At 38.3% G+C, this 24,784-nt stretch carries 19 protein-coding genes and 1 pseudogene; 12 read left to right on the forward strand and 8 right to left on the reverse strand.

Annotation, left to right across the window (positions count from 1 at the left end; translation table 11 throughout):
* Positions 1 to 205 precede the first annotated feature (205 nt).
* Complete coding sequence (locus IPM47_11430; GenBank protein ID QQS27514.1) at positions 206 to 712, forward strand: fibronectin type III domain-containing protein; 507 nt, start codon at positions 206 to 208, stop codon at positions 710 to 712.
* A gap of 602 nt (positions 713 to 1,314) precedes the next feature.
* On the opposite strand, the gene IPM47_11435 is transcribed toward IPM47_11430, so the two are convergent.
* Entirely contained in the window at positions 1,315 to 3,321 is a 2,007-nt protein-coding gene (locus IPM47_11435) for an alkaline phosphatase D family protein (protein ID QQS27515.1), read from the reverse strand.
* A 219-nt stretch (positions 3,322 to 3,540) separates the two neighbouring features.
* Here IPM47_11435 and lipB point away from each other — a divergent pair, with 219 nt between their 5' ends.
* The 9 genes and pseudogenes from lipB (at position 3,541) to IPM47_11480 (ending at position 12,517) form a co-directional block, all read left to right on the forward strand.
* Positions 3,541 to 4,245 (forward strand): lipoyl(octanoyl) transferase LipB, encoded by a 705-nt coding sequence (gene lipB / locus IPM47_11440; GenBank protein ID QQS27516.1) that lies wholly within the window; start codon positions 3,541 to 3,543, stop codon positions 4,243 to 4,245.
* A gap of 147 nt (positions 4,246 to 4,392) precedes the next feature.
* Positions 4,393 to 7,122, forward strand: coding sequence for a formate dehydrogenase subunit alpha (gene fdhF / locus IPM47_11445; GenBank protein QQS27517.1), 2,730 nt, complete (start codon positions 4,393 to 4,395; stop codon positions 7,120 to 7,122).
* A 51-nt stretch (positions 7,123 to 7,173) separates the two neighbouring features.
* The gene (locus IPM47_11450) at positions 7,174 to 7,422 is read left to right on the forward strand and encodes a GlsB/YeaQ/YmgE family stress response membrane protein (protein QQS27518.1); all 249 of its coding nucleotides are present in this window, start codon (positions 7,174 to 7,176) and stop codon (positions 7,420 to 7,422) included.
* A 169-nt stretch (positions 7,423 to 7,591) separates the two neighbouring features.
* Positions 7,592 to 8,179, forward strand: coding sequence for a 30S ribosomal protein S16 (gene rpsP, locus IPM47_11455; protein QQS31450.1), 588 nt, complete (start codon positions 7,592 to 7,594; stop codon positions 8,177 to 8,179).
* 26 nt (positions 8,180 to 8,205) lie between these two features.
* Positions 8,206 to 8,793: a hypothetical protein gene (locus IPM47_11460; GenBank protein ID QQS27519.1), complete on the forward strand. Its 588-nt coding sequence runs from the start codon at positions 8,206 to 8,208 to the stop codon at positions 8,791 to 8,793.
* Between the two features lie 262 nt (positions 8,794 to 9,055).
* On the forward strand, positions 9,056 to 9,436 hold the full coding sequence (locus tag IPM47_11465; GenBank protein QQS27520.1) for a helix-turn-helix domain-containing protein: 381 nt from the start codon (positions 9,056 to 9,058) through the stop codon (positions 9,434 to 9,436).
* A 132-nt stretch (positions 9,437 to 9,568) separates the two neighbouring features.
* Positions 9,569 to 10,077: pseudogene (locus tag IPM47_11470) on the forward strand (transposase).
* A gap of 91 nt (positions 10,078 to 10,168) precedes the next feature.
* Positions 10,169 to 10,720, forward strand: coding sequence for a hydrolase (locus IPM47_11475; protein ID QQS27521.1), 552 nt, complete (start codon positions 10,169 to 10,171; stop codon positions 10,718 to 10,720).
* A gap of 6 nt (positions 10,721 to 10,726) precedes the next feature.
* Positions 10,727 to 12,517: a long-chain fatty acid--CoA ligase gene (locus IPM47_11480; GenBank protein QQS27522.1), complete on the forward strand. Its 1,791-nt coding sequence runs from the start codon at positions 10,727 to 10,729 to the stop codon at positions 12,515 to 12,517.
* 63 nt (positions 12,518 to 12,580) lie between these two features.
* On the opposite strand, the gene IPM47_11485 is transcribed toward IPM47_11480, so the two are convergent.
* The 7 genes from IPM47_11485 to IPM47_11515 form a co-directional block, all read right to left on the reverse strand.
* Positions 12,581 to 13,018 (reverse strand): Hsp20/alpha crystallin family protein, encoded by a 438-nt coding sequence (locus IPM47_11485; protein QQS27523.1) that lies wholly within the window; start codon positions 13,016 to 13,018, stop codon positions 12,581 to 12,583.
* Between the two features lie 60 nt (positions 13,019 to 13,078).
* Positions 13,079 to 13,399, reverse strand: coding sequence for a hypothetical protein (locus IPM47_11490; protein QQS27524.1), 321 nt, complete (start codon positions 13,397 to 13,399; stop codon positions 13,079 to 13,081).
* Between the two features lie 294 nt (positions 13,400 to 13,693).
* Positions 13,694 to 14,023 carry a hypothetical protein gene (locus IPM47_11495; GenBank protein QQS27525.1) on the reverse strand — a complete coding sequence of 110 codons (330 nt, stop codon included), beginning with the start codon at positions 14,021 to 14,023 and terminating at the stop codon, positions 13,694 to 13,696.
* Positions 14,024 to 14,056: 33 nt separating this feature from the next.
* Positions 14,057 to 14,647 carry an RNA polymerase sigma factor gene (locus tag IPM47_11500; protein ID QQS27526.1) on the reverse strand — a complete coding sequence of 197 codons (591 nt, stop codon included), beginning with the start codon at positions 14,645 to 14,647 and terminating at the stop codon, positions 14,057 to 14,059.
* 99 nt (positions 14,648 to 14,746) lie between these two features.
* On the reverse strand, positions 14,747 to 19,552 hold the full coding sequence (locus IPM47_11505) for a translocation/assembly module TamB (protein QQS27527.1): 4,806 nt from the start codon (positions 19,550 to 19,552) through the stop codon (positions 14,747 to 14,749).
* A gap of 158 nt (positions 19,553 to 19,710) precedes the next feature.
* On the reverse strand, positions 19,711 to 20,568 hold the full coding sequence (locus IPM47_11510) for a histidinol-phosphatase (protein ID QQS27528.1): 858 nt from the start codon (positions 20,566 to 20,568) through the stop codon (positions 19,711 to 19,713).
* Between the two features lie 35 nt (positions 20,569 to 20,603).
* A complete protein-coding gene (locus tag IPM47_11515; GenBank protein ID QQS27529.1) occupies positions 20,604 to 21,290 on the reverse strand; it encodes a hypothetical protein in 687 nt (228 codons plus the stop codon).
* 1,016 nt (positions 21,291 to 22,306) lie between these two features.
* On the opposite strand from IPM47_11515, the gene IPM47_11520 reads away from it, so the two are divergent.
* Both IPM47_11520 and IPM47_11525 read left to right on the forward strand, forming a co-directional pair.
* The gene (locus tag IPM47_11520) at positions 22,307 to 23,428 is read left to right on the forward strand and encodes a CotH kinase family protein (GenBank protein QQS27530.1); all 1,122 of its coding nucleotides are present in this window, start codon (positions 22,307 to 22,309) and stop codon (positions 23,426 to 23,428) included.
* Between the two features lie 52 nt (positions 23,429 to 23,480).
* Entirely contained in the window at positions 23,481 to 24,704 is a 1,224-nt protein-coding gene (locus IPM47_11525) for a lamin tail domain-containing protein (protein QQS27531.1), read from the forward strand.
* Positions 24,705 to 24,784: the final 80 nt, after the last annotated feature.

Here is a 24,784-nt window from a genome sequence, read left to right on the forward strand (position 1 = left end):
TTGGAAGTAGTGCCATCATTGTTGCCGCTCATATATTTACCAAGTGCATCAACACTTTCGACCTTGCAATTTCAACAACTAAACCTGCCTGATGGCAATAAAAATCGGTATGTAATACAAAAGGGGGTGTTGTCTTCTAGCATTTTGCCTTCAGGTTATTGCCGGATTAACAGGCAGTATTTACTTTCCCACTCCTACGCCTACCGTGGCCGCAATCACCGCACTTAAAGATGAATTTGTAATTGCCGTAACAAATGCTGTTTTTGGCGGAACCCCCTTAAAACTCATCAGAGACCAAAAAAAGGATGCTTTGATTGATGCTTTGCGATTGTTGGCAAGCAATATTGAAGATACAGGTGGTAATGATGCTGCAAAATTAGCCGATACCGGTTTTTATATTTACGGAGGTCCAAAAAGTTTATGGCCGATACCGGGCAATATCGAAAACCTTCGTCTGAGTTATGACAAAATCAGAAGTACAGTTGTGGTAAGGGTAAATAAAGCCAATTTTACCCTGATGTATGAATGTCGTTACACGGAAGGCGAATTTAGCGAAAATGCGGATTGGATTTATCTGCCCGAATCTACAAAAACCAAAATGATTATTTCCGGTCTGACTCTTGGAAGAAGTATTTGGGTACAGGTGAGATGTATTAACGGAAAAGGTAAAGGTAATTGGAGTGACCCCGCACAACTGATTTTCATACATTAGAATACAAGTATTTGCAGGTCTCATAAATCAAATCCCACTCCCAATTTTTGAGAGTTGGATTTGTTTTATGTAACGTGAAGAAGGGATTAGTTTGTGGTAGATATCGGGATTGAAAATGTTAAAGAGGTTTCATTTGATATAGTTTTGAGTTTGTAAATCCAATTCACCAACCGACAGCTTCTGATATTAAGCTTCAGAAATCAGACAAACATATTGTGTTATACAGCGTAGCAAACGACCTGTTGATTTGTTATAGGTTGTCGTGATGCACAACTTCCTTACGATATTAATCCCGGTAAATGAACGGGGTGCGATCAAATCGGTTGACGATATTCTGAAATCGGTTTGCGACATAGAACCAGCCCGGCACAGAAAACCGGAAAACGCATTGTCACAAATAGCTGCTGCTCTTATAGCCTGTCAAACCCTTGACAAAAAACCTCATGTGCTCATACCGAATGTCATAAATTATCTGAGCGCAGCTTAGAAATTTATACTTCCGGTTGTTAAAGCCTTACAAAATGAGACTTGCAGGTGATTCTAATCCCTGCCTCACGTTGTTATAGTATAAAAAAGTTTGTAAATTCAAGGATTGTCCTTTGCTATCTTTGAATCACAATTTTACGACTTGCTTTAGAACCATCCTGAGTTAAAAAGCTGCAAATATATGTTCCGTCAGGGATAGCTTGAGTGTTAAATTTCAAGGTATAAATTCCGGGTTGTTGTTGTTCGTTAAGCAAAGTTGCCAAATGCTTACCGCTCAGGTCGTGAATTGAGGCGGTAATATTCTGAAGTTTGGACAAGGCATAGTGCAAGTGTACTTCCGTGCCTGTTGACGGGTTTGGGTATGCGGCAAGGAATAGGACAGATCCGGTAGGTTTAACAATCGGATTGGAATCCGGGGAAATTGTAGAAGTGAATACCGGTGCCGGATCCGGAGAATTTGGATTATCCGGAGCGGGGGTTGTTGAATTAATTAAATGAGAGGTTTGATCTAACGTGTATCTTGCTGCATCAAAAGTCTCTGTAATAGATGGAGTAAGTTTGGTATCTATCACATACCAATCGGCCTGAGCACGGGTATTGTCAAGATCAAGTACAAAATATCCATGATCGGGAATATTGATGTATTTTGCATGAGGGTTGGCGTTGAGTGCCAGCGTTTCAGCTAAACTCACCGGAATTCCGGCAGGAAGTGCTTCATCATTTGCACTGGTAATACTTGTGGTAACAAATTCGACACCAAAAGCCCCTTCGCCGGTATCAGGATTATAAGAGCCTGTGGGATCAAGGGTAATGTCGGCTGCAATACCGAGGTGAATATCGCCGGTCAAGACGACAAAGTTTTTAATTCCAAGACTATCAATTAAATTTTTAAATCTCAGTCTTTCAGCCGGATAACCGTCCCACATATCGTTGTTGTCAATCAATCCTAATGTATTGATTGTGGTAAATACTACCTGATTGCCAAACACTTTCCATTTGGCTGTAGAACTGCCCAATTCGTTGAGCAGCCATTCAGCCTGTTCATGTCCTAAAATAGTACGGTCGGGGTTGTTTGTTTCGGGATCTGAGAAAGGTATTTGCTCCTCCCGGCCTTCTAAACGGGTATCGAGCATAAACAAATCGGCCATATCGCCATAATGTATGGTGCGGTAAATTTTTCGGGGCTGACCGGGTTCGGGTTCCCGAATGGGCATCCATTCAAAATAGGCCTGTATAGCATTGGTCTTTCTGGTTTGGTAATCTCCTTCGCCGGCATCGTGATTTTCTGCACCGTCAAGCCAGGCATTATTGGCAACTTCGTGGTCGTCCCAAACAGTAAAAAACGGATGTTGTTGATGTGCACGTCTTAAGTCAGGATCTAATTTGTACAGTGAATGTCGCGTGCGGTAATCTTCGAGTGATAATATTTCATGTTCGGGTTCATATTGCCGGATGCTGCTGGAAAAATCACCGCTCGGTCCGTATTCGTAGATATAGTCACCAAGGTGAATAACAGCATCCAGATCGGTTCGGTCGGCAATCCTTCCATACGCATTAAAATAACCATGTTGATAATGACTACAGGAAGCAACGGCAAAACGCAATTTATTGACATTTCCAACCGGAACAGTTCTGGTCCGGCCAGTCATCGAATTTACCCCAAGTGCTGAAAAATTATAGTAATAAGCTGATCCCGGGCTTAGGTCAGTAACATCAATTTTTACAGTAAAATCCCGTTCAGCGTTGGTTGTAAATACTCCTGTTTGAATAATATTGGTCATTTCAGGATCGGTTGCCATTTTCCATTCAACGTCAATCGGGTTATCGTCCTGTGGCGTTATCCGGGTCCATATAATTACCCGATCGGTCAAAGGGTCTCCCGAAGCTACACCATGGTAAAAAGGGGCGTAAAGCGTGTCATAAGGAAGGGTTCCCATCTCGGAAGCATTTTTACGGGAATGGTTTAACACATGACCATTCAAAATATTGGGTTCTTGCAATACCTGTTCCCAGGGCTTTATATTTTTGATAGCATCAAGTTCCTGTTGAGTTTGTGCATTAAGCATTGATACAGATAGAAAAAGGAAATGCAAAAAGGTAAAAAGGTGAAAAATCCGCTTCATGTTTGAGAGTATTTAGTAAGATTTGAAAAGTTCATTCAATATAATCCCAAAGATACGGAAATTACCACAAACCCTTCTTTATTTGTAACCTTCAGGGTTAAACAAAACTGAATTCAAAAGTAAAACCTGAATAGACGAACTGTTTAACAACAAATACAGTTAAAGTTGTGGTCGCAGGTTAATTCCTGTATTTTATGACTATCATCAAACTCAGATTTAGTGAAGAATCGTGAAATATTGTTTGCAGATTGGGGCGAAATAGGCTATAAAGCAGCCTGGGATAAGCAGGATGCATTGTTGCAAAACATCATAGCCAAAAAAATAAAAAACAGAAACATACCGCAGGAAGAACAGGAAATAACTGACAATTATTTGATTTTTTGTTCTCACCCGCATGTTTATACGTTAGGCAAAACCGGTTCAATTGCCAATTTGCTGTTATCCGAAGACCTGTTAAAAGAATTGGGTATTGAATTTTTCCATACAAACCGAGGGGGAGATATAACCTATCATGGTCCGGGTCAGGTTGTCGGTTATCCAATCTTAGACCTTGAAAACTTTTTTACAGACATCCATCGTTATATGCGAAACCTCGAAGAAGTCATTATTGCCACGTTAGCCGAATATGGATTAAAAGGTGAACGACTTTCAGGAAGCACAGGTGTTTGGTTAGATATTCAAAAACCACACCGTGTCAGAAAAATTTGTGCCATGGGAGTCAGAACAAGCCGTTGGGTAACCATGCATGGATGGGCTTTAAATGTCAATTCGGATTTGAGTTATTTTAACAATATTATTCCATGTGGAATCACAGATAAAGCGGTAACCTCTTTAAACAAAGAACTGGAATTGGATTGGGTAGATGAAGAGGAGGTAAAAACACATTTAAAAAGGCATTTCTATCGTATCTTTGAAGGGAGGTAATTGCCTAACACGTTGCACTTTACCCCTAAATTATGTTCTGTTTACAATTTGCTTGTTTTTATCAGAAATCGCTTATCTTTGTAAAACCTTACATCATGGATTTAAGCTAAATTTCGCCCAACTCCCACCTACCAAAACTTGCTTGTCATGCAACCAATAGCTTATATAGATAACCAACCTTACAATATCCGTCAGGGTGAAACCATCCTGTCTTTCATCAAAAGACATCTCGGCAATAAATTAGTCCCTACACTTTGTGATGCACCAAACCTCGAACCCTTTGGTTCCTGTAGAGTTTGCAGCGTTGATGTTGCTTTGAAAGAAGGAGGAGCAGTTAAAACACAAGCTTCCTGTCATACTCCGGTGATGGCAGGCACTTATATTTATCCCAATTCTGAACGCATACAAAAACTTAGAAAAAACATCATTGAGCTTGTTTTAACCGACCACCCTTTAGATTGCCTTACCTGTGAGGTCAACAACAACTGCGAACTGCAGGATGTTGCTGCAAGAGTAGGCATCCGCAAAGTGCGATATCCCGAAGGCAAAACTCATTTGAATACTGAAAAAGACCTAAGTCATCCCTATATGACTTCAGACTTCAGTAAGTGTATCAATTGTTACCGATGTGTGAGAGCTTGTGATGAGGTGCAAGGTGAATTTGTCCTGAGTATGGCAGGAAGAGGGTTCGACAGTCATATCATCAAAAGTTTTGGCGACAATTTCCTCAATTCAGATTGTGTCAGTTGTGGTGCTTGTGCTCAGGCATGCCCTACCTCTGCCATCAGCGATGTGTTTGAATCTAAATCCATAGTCGGAACTGAAAAAACAAGAACTGTTTGCACCTATTGCGGTGTGGGTTGCAACCTGGAAGTCGCAACTGTAAACGGGAGCATTAAAAGCATTCAAGCACCTTATGATGCAGAAGTCAATCAAGGACATACTTGCCTGAAAGGGCGTTTCGCCTTTTCGTTTTACAAGCATCCTGACCGTTTGCGCACACCACTTATTAAAATTGATGGCAGGTTTGTGCCTGCAACCTGGGATGAAGCTTATGATTTTATTGCCCAAAAACTCATAGAAATTAAAGCCAAATACGGACCGGATTCTATCGGAGGAATTTCTTCTGCAAGATGTACGAATGAAGAAAACTATTTGATGCAGAAATTTATTCGGGCAGTCATAGGAACAAATAATATTGACAGTTGTGCCCGGGTATGTCATTCACCGACTGCTTTAGGACTTCAGCGCACCTTTGGCACCGGGGCTGCTACCAATTCGATCATAGATCTCAAACATACTGACTGTATGTTGGTCATCGGTGCAAATCCAACGGATGCCCATCCGGTAACCGGCGCTAAATTGAAACAAGCAGCCATGCAGGGGAAAACCCTTATCATTATAGATCCCCGAAAAACCAAACTTGCACGATATGCTGATTATCATCTACAGCTTCGTCCCGGTACTAATGTGGCAGTTCTGAATATGATGCTTCATTACATCATTAAAGAAGGGTTGGAAGATAAAAACTTTATAGAACTTCGAACCGAAGGTTATGACGACTTTAAAGCTCAAATTCTCAGCCTCAACATTGAAGAATTGGAGCAGGTGAGCGGGGTAAACCGTGAATTGGTGAGAAAGGCAGCAATTGCTTACGCCTCTTCCAACTCTGCTATGTCTTTTCATGGATTAGGTGTTACAGAACATACACAAGGCACTTATGCGGTGATGTTGATTGCAGATCTGGCAATGATAACGGGAAATATCGGACGTGCAGGTGTAGGTGTTAATCCACTCAGAGGGCAGAATAATGTACAAGGTGCCGCAGATATGGGCTGTCAACCTCATCAGGGAGCCGGTTATTTAGACGTTACTAACCCTGAAATTCACCAAATGTATGAAAACTTCTACCATGCCAAACTGCCTTTGCATGTCGGGTATAAAATACCTCAGATGTATGATGCTGCTTTGGCAGGGAAATTTAAAGCCTTATGGATAATGGGCGAAGACATCGTTCAAACAGACCCCAATACTCAAAAAGTACTTGCAGCCATTGATGAACTCGAACTTTTTGTCGTTCAGGAAATTTTCATGACCGAAACTTCCAAACGCGCAACGGTTGTTTTACCGGCAGCCTCATTTTTAGAAAAAAGTGGAACTTTTACCAACGGCGAAAGACGCATCCAAAGAGTCAATCAAATTGTTCCCCCAATTGAAGGCACAAAATCAGACGGTCAAATCATGGTGGACATTATGAACCGGATGGGATATGAACAACCCGACTACAACCCAGATACTGTATTGAAAGAAATTGCCCAAATTGTTCCTTTCTTTAAAGGGGTAAAATGGGCGGAATTAGGCGAGAACGGTAAACAATGGCCGGTAAATGCCAACGGAACCGATACGCCTATATTGCATATAGAAACATTTAAAAGGGGAAAAGGCAAGTTTCAATTTGCCGACTTTAAAGAAACTCAGGAATTGGTTGCCAACGGTAAAACCTATCCGTATATCATTACCACCAACCGTGAATTGGAACATTACAATTCCGGCACCATGACCCGTAGAACAGCCAACGTTGAACTACTCACTGAAGATGTGTTACTAATACATCCGGAAGATGCTAAAAAACACCTGATAAATGAAGGTGATTTGGTCTGTGTTGAGTCAGCGCGAGGGAAGGTGGATATAAAAGCAAAAATAACCGAAGAAGTCAAACCGGGTATTCTGAGCACTACTTTCCATTTTCCGGAATTGATGATCAATAATATAACTTCAGATATTCATGATACCGAAGCACTCTGTCCCGAATACAAAGTAGTGGCAGTGAATATCAGAAAAAGCAGAGGGAAAAGATTGATGCCTGAGCAAGTTTAAGTTCAATTCAACACACGTATATTTTTTAATTCACCAAAACAAACATTTATTATGAGCGGAGGTATTATTTACACACTAATTGTTGGAGCGATAATCGGCTGGTTAGTCGGCTTTCTGAAAAAAGGCTATGGTTTTGGAATTATCGGCAATATCATTGTTGGAGTGCTGGGAGCATTTTTTGGCTACTGGTTATTCGGGTTAATCGGTATTTCGTTAGGAACTGGACTCTTTAGCGATTTGATAACCGGTGTTATTGGAGCTTTTGTCCTCCTATTTTTAATAGGATTAATCCGCAGGTAGTCTGATTTAGGTTTAAGGGGGAGTGTTTTTTTATGTTTCTTCGTATAATTTCAAAGATTTTTTGGAAGTACAAACAATATGAAACAAAAAAAACGTACTTTTGCGCCCGCAATACCACTACCCGTTTATCTGGTCGGTGGACTTATTAACATCAAACTATCGAAAAACGATGGCAGTTAAGTTGAGATTACAAAGACACGGTCGTAAGAAAAGGCCGTTTTACCACATTGTGGCAACCGATTCGCGCAACAGACGCGATGGTAGATTTATCGAAAGAATTGGTATGTATAATCCTATTACCAATCCTGCAACAGTTGACATTGACCGCGAAAAAGCATTACAATGGCTTGCCAACGGAGCACAACCTACCGATACTGTACGCAATATTCTATCAGAAACAGGGGTAATGTACAAAAAACACTTGCAAAGAGGTGTTTCTAAAGGTGCATTTTCTCAAGAAGAAGCGGATCGCCTTTTTAGCAAATGGATAGATGCAAAATCAAAAGCAGTTTCTACCCGATTTAAAATGACGGACTGGTCAGGCATTTCTCATCAAAAACAATCTGCAATTATTCAAACATCTGTTGCAGTAACTGAAGTAGTTGAAGAAGTTACAGAAAAACCTGTAGTTATTGAGGAACCGGTCGAGGATACTCTACCCGTAACAGAAGAAACTGTAGTGGAATCTGAAGAAACTTCAATGGAAGAAGATGACTCATCAGAAGAAAATGCTTACGACCCCAACGATGAAATTTAACAGACCTGTTTAGTAAAGGTAACTTTATGCAATCTGAAAACCTGTATCAGGTAGGTTATTTAACACAAGCCAAAAGCCTCAAAGGAGAACTAAAAGCCTTCTTTGAGGCTTTCTTCTTAGACTTTCTCCAAAAGTCAAAATCAAAACTTAATTACTTGATTGTTGAAACCAAACAAGGTTATCTGCCTTATTTTATCGAAAAAATTCAATTGCAGAATGACGGTAATGTATTGGTGAAATTTGAAGAAATCAACAATTTAGAAGCTGCTTTACCCCTTCAACATTCTCCGGTTTTTTATGAAAAAGCTAAGTTAGAAGGTTTTGTTTCTGATGAATTGGAGGATGAAGAAGAAGGCTGGGATTTTTTATTGGGTTTCACGTTGATAGATGCGTCTTCCAATCAAACCTTAGCAATTATAGAGGATATATATTACTTGCCGGCACATGAATTGGCACAAATCACCTACCAAAATAAAGAAATTCTCATTCCTTTGCACGAGGACTTGATAACAGAAATTGATGAAAGGGCTAAATCCATCTCTATCAACTTGCCGGAAGGTTTGGTAGAATCGCAAATGAGTTCTGAGATAGAAGAAGATAAAGACACAGATTAAGTTTATTAGTGTATGTTTAAAGAGATTTTGTTCTAAAATGCTGACAAATACTTATAAGATTGCCAATAGATACCCAAAAATCTGAAATTTCCCCTCCTGAAAGACTTGTCAAAGAAATAGAAATCCTGAAAATCCATCTTAAAGGAGTGATTTTCTAAAAGTCTATTCTATTTTTGTTGCAACAATACTATTCAATACTCATTTCTGGCAATTGTAAGTACTGGCGTATAAATAGTTTGTATTATTTTGTACCTTTGCGCACATGGGACGAGTAAACACACCGATACTAAGTGAAACAGGTCGAAAAGAGTTAGAGACACTGTTTAAAAAATCAGATAACCATAGTTTGCGAAAACGCTGCCAGACAATTTTGTTAAAAGCTGAGGGTCGGCATTCAAAAGATGTAGGAAGCATAGTAGGCATGTGTCATGTGAGTGTGAACAGTTGGTTAAAACGGTATAAATCAGATGGGATAGCAGGCTTATACATCAAACCGGGGCGTGGCAAAAAGCCTCTTATTGATAAAAAATCGGATGAAACATGCTATTTTGGAAGCCGTCAGTCAGCATCGCCAAAAAGTAGCTACCGCCAAGGCAGAATGGGAGGCTTCAAGTGGAAAAGAAGTAAGCAAGAGCACTTTTAAACGTTTTTTAAAAAGCTTGGGGGACGATATAGACGTATAAGAAAGCGTTGCAAAGGAAAGCCTGATGAGCAAATTTATCAGTCGAAGAAATCGGACTTGCAAGAATTGGAGACGTTGTCACAAAAAGGGCAGATAGACCTATTTTATGGCGATGAAAGCAGGGTTAGTAGCGAGGGATATGTCCCCTACGGCTGGCAATTCCCCGATGAGAAAGTGGCTGTATATACAGAAAAAGGGTACAAAGTCAATATATTTGGCTTGATTAGCAGAACAAATCAATGCTATTGGGAAACCACCCAACAGAATATAGATGCCAAGTTTATTGTCAATCATTCGGATAAATTATCGCTTAACATCAGAAAACATACCGTTGTTGTCTTGGATAATTCCAGTGTCCACCAATCTAAATTATTGAACCTCTTACTGCCTATTTGGCAAAACAGAGGCTTGTTTGTCTTTTTCTGCCCACTTACTCGCCGCATTTGAACATCGCCGAAACGATGTGGAGAAAGTTAAAGTGTGAGTGGCTTGTTCCAGAAGATTACCTCGAAAAAGATAGCCTCCTTTATGCTGTCAATCGTTGCATGGCTAATATAGGCAATCATCTCAAAATCAATTTTAGCCCTTTTAATGCAAACTAAATATGGTCAAGTACTTATCAGCTTATACATTCAATTACTTTTAATTGTAAGCATGATATAAAATGTCAGTTGAATTAAAATGCAAACTATTATGGCAGGATTAGGACTTCTTCAAGCAAGTACCTCTGTTTTGATGGTAATTGATATTCAGGAAAAACTGATGCCGGTTATAGCTGAAAATGAATTGGTTTTGAGCAATGTTAACAAATTGATTCAAGGTGCCCAAATATTAAATCTTCCGATTATTGTAACAGAGCAATATCCGAAAGGCCTTGGAAATACCTGTTCAGAAATCAAACTTCCTGAAAATCAACCGGTTATTCAAAAAACATGCTTCAGTTGTATGCTGTCAGAAGGTGTTAATGAAACCTTGGCGAGATTAAAGACTAAATCTGTTATAATTACAGGTGCAGAAGCGCATATTTGTGTGTTAAAAACGGCTTTGGATGCATTGGAACATCGTTATGATGTTCATATAGTAGCTGATGCAGTTTCGTCCAGAACTTTGGCAAACAAACAAATAGCGTTAGAGAGATTGAAGCAATCAGGAGCTTTTATTTCATCGGTAGAAATGATACTTTTTCAGTTGCTTGACTATGCCGGAACCGATCAATTTAAACAAATCAGCAAACTTATAAAATAATTGTTCATGGAAATCACCCGTCTTTTTGACTATTTGGATCATCAGGCTGCCGAAAGAGCAAACCAACCTTTTCTGTCGGCTAAAACACAAACCCATAAAGGTAAGGAATGGATAACCTATTCTTTTAAACAGGTTCATGAAATGGTCAATCGAGTCAGTGCAGCTTTGATTCAGTTGGGTATTCAAAAAAATGATAAAATCGCCTTAATAGCAGCTAATTCGCCGGAATGGAATTTTATTGATCTTGGAGTACAGCAAATCGGCGCAGTTTGTGTGCCGATGTATCCAACTATCAGCCAAAATGACTATGAATTTATTTTCAATGATGCCGAAATTGTTTATGCATTTGTGGGGGATGAAAATATTTTACAACGAGTTTTACCCCTCATTAATCTGGTACCTTCCTTAAAGGGAATATACACTTTTCAAAGAATTTCAGGGCAAAAACATTATAGTGAAATTTTGCCGGAAATTGATAAAGTAGATTTTACTGCTATTGAATCCTATAAAACGAAAGTTTCCCCGGATGATTTGGCAACAATTATCTATACTTCAGGTACTACCGGTAACCCCAAAGGAGTCATGTTATCCCATGATAATTTGGTTAGCAATCTCAAAGCAATTCAAATGCTTCTTCCATTCCTGCCCGGCGCTAAATCATTGAGTTTTCTCCCGCTATGTCATAGTTTTGAGCGGATAGTTTTTTATGCATATTTATCTAATGCAGTTCATATTCATTATGCAGAAAGTTTAGACACCATTGGTGAAAACCTGAAAGAAGTGCAGCCATATTGTTTTACCACTGTCCCAAGACTGCTCGAAAAGGTGTATGAAAAAATCATGGAGAAAGGACTTCAACTGACAGGGGTAAAAAAGAAATTGTTTTTTTGGGCAGTCAGTTTAGGTTTGAAATTTGAATTGAATAAAAATATGGGCATACTTTATGATTTGCAATTGTCAATCGCCCGTAAACTGATTTTTTCAAAATGGCAGGAAGCACTCGGCGGAAAAGTACAGTTTATTGTTACCGGAGCTGCTGCTTTTCAACCGAGATTAGCTCGTTTATTTACTGCTGCCGGCATTTCAATAATTGAAGGATACGGACTGACCGAAACCTCCCCTGTTTTAAGTGTGAATCGAATTGAACTAAAAGACAGGGCTATTGGAACGGTAGGGTTACCTATTCCGGGAGTCACCATTCAGTTAGCACCTGATGGAGAAATTATAGCAAAAGGTCCTAACATCATGAAGGGCTATTATAAAAGACCCGATCTTACTGCTGAGGTTATAGACGAAGATGGATGGTTTCATACGGGCGATATTGGGGAATGGCTGGATAATCGCTTTTTAAAAATTACCGACCGGAAAAAAGAATTGTTTAAAACCTCCGGAGGTAAATATATTGCTCCGCAAGTGATTGAAAATAAGCTAAAAGAATCGCCTTATATCGAGCAAATTATGGTAGTTGGCGACTCTCAAAAATATGTCGCTGCTTTAATTGTTCCTTCTTTTCTAAACCTCCGCGAATGGGCAAAAAACGAAGGATTACAATTTGATGATAATCAGCAAATTGTTGACAATGAAAAAATTAAAAACCTGATCAGTGCTGAAATAGAAACTTACAATCGGCACTTTGGAAAATGGGAACAAATTAAAAAGGTAACGATCCTTCCTCACGAATGGTCCATAGAAACCGGAGAATTAACCCCAACCATGAAACTGAAAAGAAAAATTATTGCACAAAAATTTGCATCTTATATAGAAGCACTTTACCAAAACGATCAGGAAGTAATCTAAACGGAAATAAAAAAAGCCGCCTTTTGCAGGCGGCTTTTGTTTAGAGCAATAAACAGAAAGTAATTATTCGATGGTTACATTTTTTGCCGGTTCATCGGCTACTTTTTTGGGCAATCGGACTATTAAAACGCCATCTTCATATTTTGCACTGATATCGGTGGTATCAATCTTGTCGCCCAGTTCAAAACGACGCTCCATGCTCTGTGTTTGATGTTCTTTTCGCAACCAATTGTCGTTTCCTTCCCGGGTTGAGTTGTTAACCTTGATGGTCATCACACTTCCTGATAAACTAATTTCAAAATCGCTTTTTTTGTAACCTGCTGCATATAAATGCACTTCAAAATCTTCAGCGTTTTCTTTAATGTTTACCGGAGTATTAAACAACATCCAGGGGTTTCCGAATTTTCCGAAATGTTTACCATAATGTTTAAAAAATGCCCGGCTTTGGCAGCCATGTTCGTGTTGTCCCTGCCCATGGCAGTAAGTTTTGCTGTAATGCATAATGTTTAAAATTTTAGTTAAAAAGATTAAAAGTTTTATATTAAATTCCTTTAGACAAGATTATCCAATTTTAATGACTAAAGGATTTGAGTCTTTCAGTTCTGACGTTTCGGTGAGGTCTTTTTGAAAATTTACAGGCATTCTTAGCAAGTCAATTATTTGTCTTTTTTGGTAAGGATACTGACCGTCTTCGTTTTCAGTTTGTTCCGTATAATACCGGTATTTCAACTTGCGGTAGAAACGTCTTTTTTGTATAAATTTATAAGCCAACGCGAAAACTGCTCCGACAATCAGTAATCGCAATAATGCTGGAAGGATAAAAAGTAAAACCAAAATACCGGCAATTCCAAAAACAATACTTCTTAAAATTCGATTTTCCATTTTTTTATAGTTTTTAATTAAAAGATTTTATAGTCAGAATGACGAATGGGGAGGTGTTATATTTTAAAAGAACAGGTTTCTTTTTTAAAACTTTTCATCAGTTTCGTCATATCATATAGAAGGAATGACGAGTCAAACTTTATTATATTTTAAATCCTCTAAAAAAAATGGAATTAACCTCGAAAGTATTTTATATCAAAAAAAGGACAATAAAAAAAGGGCAAAACTGCCCTTTAATTCTTTTTTTATTTTGGCAATTCTTTTGCCAATGCAATAAGGTTCATATTTAACAAATCAATTTTTTTTACATCTTTCTTTCCATTGTTGTTTGAAGTTTTCCCGTTCCTCTTCGCTCATATTTGCCCATTTTTCCCGCATCATCGCTGCTTTTGGGTGAATATGATTCCTTTTTTCATAGAATCCTCTATGCCGTCCAAATCTGCCAAACAACAAGCGGGACAATAACAAAATTCCAAGCGCCTGAAAGAAGCTGATTTTTGAAACCCCGAGAACATCCGGCAAAATAGCATTCCAAAGCCATGATGTCAGAAAACCTGCTAAAACGATAAAGACTACCCCGATTAGCAAAAACTTGATACCACGTAATATTAGAAACTTTTTCATAGTAGTTGGTTAAATAAAATTAATTGAACAAAATCAGTAACTCAATAGCTCGTTTTTTAATAGTTGCAACCTTTTGCGAAGGTGTAAAACCGCATACCTTTTGCGGGACAATAAAGTATTTACCGTTTCTCCGGTTTGTTCAGCAATAACCTTAAAGGGTATGTCTTCCAATTCATTTAAAATAAAGACTTCTCTTTGTGCTGAAGGCAGTTCGTCTAAGGCAGCATATAGGGTTTCCCAAAACAGCCCTCTTAAATACTCTATTTCCGGGTTATCGGTTGCGTCAAAAAGCAGGTCTTTCCAATCGCCAACAAAATCGTCCGGGTCTTCCTCTTCTGCGGCTGTTAAATCAAACAACTCAGGCTGTTTTTTACGGCGGCGGTCTGTAATCTTATTTCGGGCAACGGTAAATAACCAAGCTGTGAGTTGTTCGATAGGTTGGGAATAGTTGGTGAGCTGGAAAAAAACATCTTGCAAAACGTCCTCTGCATCTTCCTCGTTTGGCACCTGCTTTCTGATAAAACCCATCAATCGCTTACTATATGCCTGTACGGTCTTAATGATGGAAGATTCCCGATCGGCATTGCTCATATTTATTGAAATTATTGTCCTGTCCTCATCCATATACCCGGGATGACGTATTTCGGGGAAGAATATTTTAAAAGGGACATTCTAAATTCAATTTAACGACTTTGAATTTTTGCTTTTTTCAAAACATTAATTTCACTCACTTTGAACACTTTTTTTCTTCTTTTTTCTTTTGAACAAATCTTTAAATGTATCGAACTCTTGGGTGGCAGTAATGCTGGCACCTGTTTTATTAAAAGTACCGCTAAGGATGTCGTAATCTGTTTTGTTAAATGCTTTTAACAAATATCTTCCATCGGGGGTAATTCGATATTCCAGTACAAAGTCGCCTGCAAAAAAGACCTGATTACCCGTTTGTGCCTGTGTATTCCCCACATCAACGTTCCCTCCCAATTGAATGGAAAGGCGATCGTTGAACAAGCGTTTCGTCAGGACTAACTCAATTTCGTTTCTGAAATTAGCAGCCGCGTCTTCGGGATTTTGAGATTCGACTTCAGAAGTATAGTTTCTCCAGTTAATATTAAATTCACTATCGGGGATAAGTCCGGAAACAACCTGATTTAAATAGCTGGACAAATAATTGCTTAACAACTCACTGACGGTCGTATTAACTCCCGACCTTAAATCGAGATTTACCCGATCCGGAGACATAAAGCTGTTCAACACCAGTAAACCAAAAACTTGCTTGTTCAATTCATTTGGGTCGTTTTGATTTAATTCGCTAAGTTTTGCAGCTATAACATCATCTACCCGTGTTACGGGGTTTTCGCTCTGATTGACTTCAAATTTGATATTTGGCTGCATCAAGGATCCGGCAAGTTTTAGAAATACATCAATGGGGACTCTTCTTTTCAGATCCGCCTGATCTATTAAGGAGGCTATTTCTGCATCATTTAACAAATTGTCTCTGTTTGTTTTTAGCCTGTAAATCGCCTTTACATCCAATTGTGCATCGTAGGGCTGTCCGGCAAAAGTTACTGTTCCTCCTTTTTCGACTTCAAAATACTTGTTAATGATGTTTTGCAGGGTAAACAGGTAGCTTCCCTGTTCGATGGTGTATTTCCCATACATATTAAATACGAAATCCCCGATGGTACTGATTTCCATTTGAATATTGCCGCTTCCTCTGCCCTTTATAATATCACCTGCCTGAAGATCGAAAATTATCTGAATTTCGGCATCGGGTGTCATCTCCAAATCAAACTGAATTTTCATGCCGGAAGTAGCAGGTGGCGTAACTACAGCATCTTCATTTTTGACAACTCCGGTGTTGATAAAAGTATAAATTGCATTTTCGGTTACATCCGACTCATAACTGATTGGCAGATTAAACTTAGTGCCTTTATTGGAACGGGCATTGATGTATAGGTCTAACTGGTTAAAAGGACCTCTGAAGCGCATGACCCCTCCTCCGAATGCTGTTCCGTAGTAGAGGTTGTTTTGTTCGTATTTTGTGTTTAACAATAATAAATTGTCAGTGGTGATATCGAGGTTAATACTCATGTTTTTTAAATCGTTCAAAAACACATAGCCATTAGCCCTTGCAGTATTGCCCAAAGTGTCGTTTAGTCCTAAGTTGTTAAACCGAATATATTTATCATCGAAAATAATGCTCTGATTTTTGAGTGTGTATCTTGTATTCAGATAACTGACAGTAGTTCCTCCCTTTTCCACAAAAATATTTCCGTTAAAATTAGGCTCTTCCAATTTGCCGTAAATATGCAACAACCCCTTGATATTCCCTTCGGTTCTGGTTACTAATCCTCCTAAAAAGGCCTCTAAAAAACGCAGATTGCCTTTGCGAATATTCGCATTTACATCAATATAAGGTTTGTCTCCTTCCTTTTTAGGTAAAACCACCAATCCTTGATTAACTTTTATGTCATAGTTTTCATTCATGACATCTAAGCCAACATGCAGATCGTCTGCTTTAAATCTTTTATCAACCCGCAGTTTTACATCGCCAATCGGTTGTTTGCGAAAAACAAAATCCTGAGCAAGAAGCTCTGCATTGATGATTTGTGTTTCGAATATGTCCTTTATTGCAATTTCACCACTGACTTTGGTCTCTATTCCAATTTTTTCAATGATCGGAATGTAACTAAAGTCTTTCATGTAAATATTCTCCAGTATAACCTCAGTATAATTGTTGTGTAGTCGCGAAGGATGGCTGCGCAGCATGATGGTGCGCTCATCCTGACGGAGTGCCAAATCTTCAATTTCAAAATAGTTTTTGTTTTTGTAGGCGAATGTGCCCGAATTAGTTTCCCACTTTTTGTAATTTAATACGATTTCGGTAGTATCAAATTTCATTTTCAGGGTATCTGAATTTGCAAAAATCAACCCTGCAATATTAGCTCTGTTTGCCGCCGTATCTCTTGCAACTTTTACGGCAAAACGGATACTGTCATTGAAAACTGCTCCCTGTGCATAGATGGGCGGTAATAACAGGTTATTTTTAGCAATATACGATGAGTCGGTTTTTGCGTCAAAGTTCAACTCTTTAGCATCCGATTTTGCACTGATATTTATTCCATAAATTCCAATTCCACTGATGCCGAAAGCATCTGCTTTTGCTTTTAAATTCAGGCTTCTTGAGCTGGAATTAAAACTGCCTTTTACCATAGCGTTGTCGAGCCTTTCCAGTTCAGGCAATAAAAACTGTGAAAGTAAAGCGGGGTTGTTCACATTTATTGCGAAGTCAACATCTTGTTCCTGGGTGGGTTTGGTATATTTAAACCGATAAGGGAAATATTGATGTAAAAGATTGATAAAAGAATTAGGCAGTTCTTTAAACGTGTATTTTCCATTCACATCTGCAGTCAGAATATTGGAATTTAACTGCAGCGTGCGATGATTATCGGTAATGGCAGAAAACAGTTTAACAGTATCTAAATAAAAGTGCCGGGCACCGTTCTGGATTTTTACATCATAAAAAGTAGCGTTACCCGCAATATCATCAATATCTTTACCCAACAAGTTTAGGTTTGTTCTGCCGGATATGATAAAATCTTCTTTAATCTTATCTGATTTGATGAGGTTCAATTTCTTCAAATTGAGCTTAAACAAATCGGCGGTAAATTGATATTTAGGAGTTTCTTCATTGAAATTGACCAAACCTTTGAAACTCAGACTTAGGTTGTTGTCAGTAATGAGCACGTTTCCGGAAAACAGTTTTTTATCCACGCGTCCATCAATTCCTACATTGGTATAGGTATAATTGTTAAATGTAAAACTCTCTATTTTACCGCCAAGATCAATTTCAAGTTCTTCGGGTTTAATTCCTTTTCCGTTTACAGTAGCATTAAAGGTTGTTTTTCCGAACTGTTCGGGTTTATCCAACATTTTGCCCAAATCAAAATCCTTAACCGCAATTTTTCCGGAATATCGCAAAACCCTTTCGATATCAATTTTTACATCCGATTGTACCTGACCAATATCAGACAGTAGTGTACCTTCTGCCACAAAATGTTTAGGAAAACCGGAGTATCTGCCCGAAAACTGAACATTACCCAATTTGTCAATTTCGGGAGGCAGTTTCAGGGAGGAAGGCAAGAATCCTTTTACTTCATTAATCGTAGTTTTCAGTACCGAGATTTTGGCATCTATATTGGTAGATTGAAAATCGGGTAAACCCCTCATTCGCACATCTCCTTTAAAATAAGTTTTACCTATCTTCAAGGTTAAACCCTCTGCGCTTAAACGGCTTATTTCGTTTTTGGCTTTTCCCGAAACATGAATTTTTGTATCGAGGTTTTTGGAAATCAATTTTTCTTTATGCAAACTTCCGGCAAAAAAGGCGATGTCTCTGAATGTAAAATACGAAACAGGTTTTAATCGAACATCTAATTTCACCTCTGTTAAAAACTCGTCGAAACAACGCAGACTTTTAAAATTAAATGCCACATAATCTTCAACCAGACTGTTTGGTGTTTGAAGTTTAAGGTCTGACATTTCAATTTTAGCAGGTGAAAACAACACAAATGCGCTTGCTTTTTTTACCTCTAATCCCGACCTTTCTTTTGCACTCAGATGGTCTAAGTGTCCGCTTATGGTATCATTACTTCCATAAACAAAATTGCTGATTTGTATGTCAATTTCGTTAATTTTCAAAGATTTAAAATTAACTGCATTTGGGCGGGGAAGCGTATCAAACCCTTTTCTGAAAGTAAAATCGCCTTCAGACAAATTGAAGTGTCGAGCTGCAAACAACCACCCTTTCAAGGAAATAGGCACCGGTTTTTCACAATCTTCCTCTTCATTATTATCAGGGCTGCTGATGGTATCTGCTAATAAAAAACGAGGAGCATGAAGTTGCAGAGAATCGAGGGTAATTTGTTTTTCGAAAATCTTAAAGCTGCTCAAGTCAGCCTGCAATTTTGACAACACCACCTCTATATTTAACCCCCCTTTTTCATCGTTTAGCTTGAATCTGGGGCTGTTGAGTTTTAACTTTTTTAAATCCAGAAAAATGGGAGAGGGTTTTGGAGCAGTTGCAATTGTATCCTTTTTGGTCTTGCTATCTGTTCCTCCAAACTGCTGTAATAAATATTCAAAATTGAAACGGTCATCTGTCTGGCTTTTAGCAAAATTAACAAAGGGGGCATCTATCAATATTTCATTTACCAAAAGTGCTTTATTCCACAATGAAAGGCTGTCAATATTGACAGAAAGCTTTTGCAAATACAATAAAGTATCGCAATTCCAATCTTCGATATATAGTTCTCTGATTTCAATTTGATCGTAAATATCAACATACAACGAACCAACCTGAATTTCGGTATTCAAATATCGTTTCCCTATAACTTCCGTGAGTACTCGTTTAACCAATACACTTTGTATCAATGGCTGTTTGAGAAGATATAAAATAGCGCCTCCTAACAGTAAAAGAAATACTGTTATCACGACAAAAGAAGTTACAATCCGGCGGGTTCGGGTCAAATTGGATAGATTAATTGAAAATCAGGTTGCTGAAAAAGTTTTTAAGGCATTTATGTAATTAATTCTCTAACAACAAAACAACTGACTAAGTTATTGCAAAACCTGCAAAGTTAAAAAAATAATTCATCCAACAGATTGTTGATATAGCAATGACTGAGTTAGAATATAATTCCTTTTTCTGTAAACGGACGGGGTTGCCAGCCATCGGTTGTGAGGATGTTTAACTCTTTAAATCCAAAGTCGTGCAGCATTGTAGCAGCTTCCGAAAAATAAGAAGTAATTTCGCGGGGGTGATGCGCATCAGAATTGAGTACAATTGGGATATTCAGTTCTTTGATTCGCTCTAATACAAAAGGGGAAGGGTAGGGGTAGGTTGTTTTTTTCTTATAAACTCCGCGAGTGTTTACTTCGATTAAAACTCCGGCCCGGGCTGCCGCTTCCAGAGTATCATAAACCATTTGCCGGTACCAGGGCTCGTCTTCGGTAAAAAAACGGTTTTGATTGTTCATTTTTACCTTGTCCATGTGCCCCAGTACTTGGGGAGGTGCGGTTGATAACATTTCCTGTTGAAGTGCAAAATAACTGCCAACTGCTTTTTTAATATCACCACCATAGATTTGCTGAATGCCATTGTCGTAGGCTTGTTGAGTGCCGTCAATTTCCCAGTACCAACCTTCTTCCGGATGCTGATACCCATAATGTACCGAACCGATATTGTAATCCAACATGGCAAAATCTGCTCTTGCAGGAGAAGTAACCTGTGGGATATAATCTATTTCAAGTCCGATAAAAATGGGTAACCGGTCTTTGTACTGATCTCGCAGTTTTGCGATAGTTTGCAAATATTCCTCAAAACGGTGGGGTTTAATACTCCAGGGAACATTGAGGGACATAGGGGCATGGCTTGAAAATCCGAAGGATTTAACTCCTTTTTCAATGGCAGATTCAACATATAAAGATGGCTCATCTGTGCCATCACAAAAAAAACAATGTTGATGATAATTGCTCCAGGACATGTTTTTACAATTAATTTGTATGAGTAGCGTAATGATTATTTAATTCTAAGAGTAGTTAAGGGTACAACTAAATTGCTATCGGGAAGGAATCCATGAAACGAGCCAAAAGTTTGTTCACTCCACAATTTGCTGGCAATACTATCAAATGTCATACCGTCTTCTGACATTTCATAAAAAAGTTTAGGGCGGTAATAATCGGAATCGCAGTCAAAACAATAAGTTGGAAAATAGCCTTTAAAACCAGAAAACTCAACCTGACCATCATTGTCGTAATCTACATGATTCCCGTCAAACATTGGCAAGGTGTCCGTGCTTATGAGGTCATTGCCAGAAAATTTGAACTGTAAAATATCGGTTTGATAATCCTTATCAGACACAAAACCCATTAACATTTCAGTCAAACCGTTGTTCAGGTTTCTGACTATCGGCAACAACCCGAAATTCGTATAATAAATGGTAATTGAATCTGTAAAAATGGTATCAGTGTGGTTCAACACATTCAGGTTTCTGTAATAAACATCCCCGTTTTGAATCCATCTTTCGGCTACCACTGAAAAACTATCTGTTTGTACCAACCATTTTTTCTCTCCATGTCCCGGTAAACTTTGGTGGTCATCATTGCCAAACATATCGCCGGGCACTTTTTGTGTATTGCAAGTAAATAACAGAACTATGATACCCAATACAACTAAAATGATATTTAACAGTTTGCGAATTAACACCTGAATTTCTTTGCAACAAAGGTAGGCAATTATGCCTTTTAAAGATAGGGATTGAATTCAGGTATTTTGCCTTAACTTATATTTATAAACCGCTAAATATTTGCAGCACAAACTAACGTTATTCCTGCAAATTCTGAATGATGTATTATCTTAAACCTTACTGAAAGAGTTTTGATTTCGGAAATATTTTTAAATCAAATGTGCCAAACTGACCAACACTAAAATCTAAAATCCGCCCCCAAGTGTAAGATTAATCTAAAAAATGAAACAAGAAATGGTAACTTTATTGTCATTTTACTCTTATAAATTGCAATTTTAAAAGTTTAAATTGCAATTTTATTGGGTTAAATTGCAATTTTATTGACCAAAATTGCGATTTCAGGTTCTAAAATCATCATTTTATTCCTATAAAAGTCAATTTAATGGTCTTAAATTATCTTTTCCAAAGTTTTAATTGCTTTTTTAAAAACCAAAATTGTAATTTCTCTTGGAAAAATGTCAATTTTATTGGCTAAAAAAGCAATAGTTTTGATTTTAATTGAAATATTTTTTGGGCTTTTTTGAAACTATCTTTTTAAAATTCTGACAATGGAGGTATAGAATCGCGCAACGGTATTTGTTTTTTGCAACTTACCCCTGTGGTTTTTGAATGTAGGTGAGTTGTTTTAAGCGTATGGTCTGATTTGCTTCTTTCTAAATCTCAACATTAATCGGGCTCATCTACCTCAATATTTTTTGAGTAAGTTTACTTGGCCGGTTTCTATTTAGTCAGGCAAAACTGCACAGATTTTGATTCAAAGTGGGTTGAATATTTATTATTGGGAAGGAAAATAGTTTTAGGATTGCATGACAAAAGAGGGTAAAAGTTTTTTTAATAAGATGATGGATTATTTTAAGGTACTACGGCTGTATTGAAAAGAATACCGGCTTGAGGTTAAATTTGGATAGGACGGCTTATTTATCTAACTTAGCCTGAAATTATGTTAAATCTAAGTTCTAAAAAAAGTTCAGTCCGCATGAAGCATTTTTTTCTAATCCTATTTGGAATATCAGGCATAGTCATTACCCCGTTTTCTGAGGTTAGATCACAAATTATTCCTTCGCCATACAGTATTCCTTCTGATGATCCTTCTGCAGTTTTGTACAGTGATGTCAGCATTCCGAGAATAGACATCTTTCTCGATCCGGTTCAGTTTAACAATCTCATCAACAGCCCCAATAATGAAACAGAGTATCCGGCAACATTTGTCTATGCGAATGATTTATTTACCGATACCGTAACTAATATTGGTTTTGGTTTGCGCGGAAATACCTCAATCAATGCGGACAAAAAGTCTTTCAAGATTTCGTTCAACTCCTATATACCGGGCGCAAAATATAGAAATCTGGAAAAAATGAATTTGAATGGCGAACACAACGACCCATCCATCATTAGGTCAAAACTATATTGGGATTTAGCTCAACAAATGGGAATACCTGCTCCAAGAGCTAATCATGTGCGGTTGTATGTTAATAACCAATACAGAGGTTTATACATCAACGTGGAACACATTGACGAACAGTTTGCTCAAAACAGATTTGGCAATAATAACGGCAATCTGTACAAATGTAATTACCCGGCATCGCTTGAATATTTGGGCAGCAACGCCGATGCCTATAAGGTCGAAGTGTTTGGAAGGCGTATTTATGAATTGAAAATAAACGATGAAGAAGACGATTATTCAGATTTAGCCCAATTTATGAATGCCCTTCACAGTTCAACATTCGATGAGGATTTTCCGGGCAGATTAGATGAGAAATTTAATGTTGACAATTTTTTGCGTGTTTTGGCTTTGGATATTTTTACCGGAAATTGGGACGGGTATAGCTATAATATCAATAACTTTTATTTGTACCGCAACACTGAAACCGGAAAGTTTGAATATCTGCCTTACGATACCGACAATACTTTTGGTATTGACTGGTTTGGTATTGACTGGGCAATTCGTCCGGTTTATAACTGGACTCCCGAATCCGATTATCCTCCTCTGACTACCCGGGTGCTTAATATCCCTGAGTTCAGAAAAAGATTTAGTTATTATTTTAACATGCTGCTTCAAACATCGGCTAATCCGGGGTATAATTTTTCCCCGAATTGATGACCTTCACACTTTAATTACCGATGCAGCGGAAGAAGATGCCTTCAGAACTATGGATTATGGTTATACCATCGCCCAGTTTCACAACAGTTATGAGCAAGCAATCGGCAACCATGTTACCTATGGTATTAAACCATATATCACTGCAAGACGGGCAAGTGCATTAGTTCAACTCCTTCCACAAAACATTTCCCCGGTAATTATTTCACCTAAGCACACCCCGCTGATGCCCGTTTCGGGTCAAAATATCTATTTTACAGCAAGCGTTTTTGATGACAATATCGGTGTTTTACCGGATGTATATTTTCATTACCGAATCAACGGAAGCAGTTTTACAACGGTACCCATGTCAGATAACGGAACTTTAGGGGATGTTTTGGCGAATGATGGAAATTACGGAGCAGTATTAAATGGATTAACCGCTCCGGCAACAATTGATTATTATTTTTCGGCAACCGATGTTTTGGGAGCATCGAACCGGGAACCTCTTTTGGAATCAGCTTACCGGCAGGTTACTATGGCTGAAAGTCCTGTCCCTTTGGTAGTGAATGAATTTATGGCTTCCAATTCAACCATAGCAGATGAATTTGGAGAGTTTGAAGATTGGATAGAAATCTATAATACAGGTTTTGAATCTATCAACCTGTCCGATTATTTTTTGACCGACAAACTCAATAATCCTTTAAAATGGAGAATGCCGGATACCATTATAGGACCGCAGGGTTTTATGCTGATTTGGGCAGATGAAGACGGAGTTCAAGGCCCCCATCATGCCAATTTTAAATTAGGAGCTGGAGGAGAGGCAATCGGAATTTTTACCGAAACCGGTCAGGCAGTTTATACCCTGACTTTTGGACCTCAGGTCTCCAATTTAACTCAGGGATTGTTGCCGGATGGTTTAGGAGAAGTTCAAAACCTGAACTATCCTACCCCCGGATATTCAAATATGACTCCTTTAAATACAGGTTTGTTTGTTGAAGAGCCTTTTGTAAAGGTAACCAATATCTATCCAAATCCCCTTTCCGATTTAGTTTTTCTTGAACTTAAAACCAACGAAACCGTCGAATTGGATCAAATCTTATTCAGGTATGATGGCAGCATGGTGTGTGAACAGAGAAGCAAAATAATACCTGAAGGGGCTTATTCCATTCAGATGGATGTTCCACCCTTTCTTCCTGCCGGAGTTTATTTTTTGCAAGTCAATTCAAGGGTTGTAAATTCATCAAACCCTAATTCCAGGCAACAAAGCAATACCTTTACTTTGGTTAAGTATTAATGAAACTTGCATAGGTTTCTTGTAAGCTAAAATCACAATACTGAACGGGTTTGTAAATTTTGATTTGCTTTTTCAGAACC

The sequence above is a fragment of the Sphingobacteriales bacterium genome, assembly GCA_016700115.1.
In the GTDB taxonomy this organism is placed as follows: domain Bacteria; phylum Bacteroidota; class Bacteroidia; order Chitinophagales; family UBA2359; genus UBA2359.

Excerpts from the sequence above, each read along its gene's own strand:
- IPM47_11510 (QQS27528.1), bottom strand. The coding sequence starts at position 20,568 with ATGTCCTGGAGCAATTATCATCAACATTGTTTTTTTTGTGATGGCACA.
- IPM47_11450 (QQS27518.1), top strand. The coding sequence starts at position 7,174 with ATGAGCGGAGGTATTATTTACACACTAATTGTTGGAGCGATAATCGGC.
- IPM47_11475 (QQS27521.1), top strand. The coding sequence starts at position 10,169 with ATGGCAGGATTAGGACTTCTTCAAGCAAGTACCTCTGTTTTGATGGTA.
- IPM47_11465 (QQS27520.1), top strand. The coding sequence starts at position 9,056 with ATGGGACGAGTAAACACACCGATACTAAGTGAAACAGGTCGAAAAGAG.
- IPM47_11435 (QQS27515.1), bottom strand. The coding sequence starts at position 3,321 with ATGAAGCGGATTTTTCACCTTTTTACCTTTTTGCATTTCCTTTTTCTA.
- IPM47_11460 (QQS27519.1), top strand. The coding sequence starts at position 8,206 with ATGCAATCTGAAAACCTGTATCAGGTAGGTTATTTAACACAAGCCAAA.
- IPM47_11490 (QQS27524.1), bottom strand. The coding sequence starts at position 13,399 with ATGGAAAATCGAATTTTAAGAAGTATTGTTTTTGGAATTGCCGGTATT.
- fdhF (QQS27517.1), top strand. The coding sequence starts at position 4,393 with ATGCAACCAATAGCTTATATAGATAACCAACCTTACAATATCCGTCAG.
- IPM47_11525 (QQS27531.1), top strand. The coding sequence starts at position 23,481 with ATGGATTATGGTTATACCATCGCCCAGTTTCACAACAGTTATGAGCAA.
- IPM47_11520 (QQS27530.1), top strand. The coding sequence starts at position 22,307 with ATGAAGCATTTTTTTCTAATCCTATTTGGAATATCAGGCATAGTCATT.
- IPM47_11480 (QQS27522.1), top strand. The coding sequence starts at position 10,727 with ATGGAAATCACCCGTCTTTTTGACTATTTGGATCATCAGGCTGCCGAA.
- IPM47_11500 (QQS27526.1), bottom strand. The coding sequence starts at position 14,647 with ATGGATGAGGACAGGACAATAATTTCAATAAATATGAGCAATGCCGAT.
- rpsP (QQS31450.1), top strand. The coding sequence starts at position 7,592 with ATGGCAGTTAAGTTGAGATTACAAAGACACGGTCGTAAGAAAAGGCCG.
- IPM47_11485 (QQS27523.1), bottom strand. The coding sequence starts at position 13,018 with ATGCATTACAGCAAAACTTACTGCCATGGGCAGGGACAACACGAACAT.
- IPM47_11495 (QQS27525.1), bottom strand. The coding sequence starts at position 14,023 with ATGAAAAAGTTTCTAATATTACGTGGTATCAAGTTTTTGCTAATCGGG.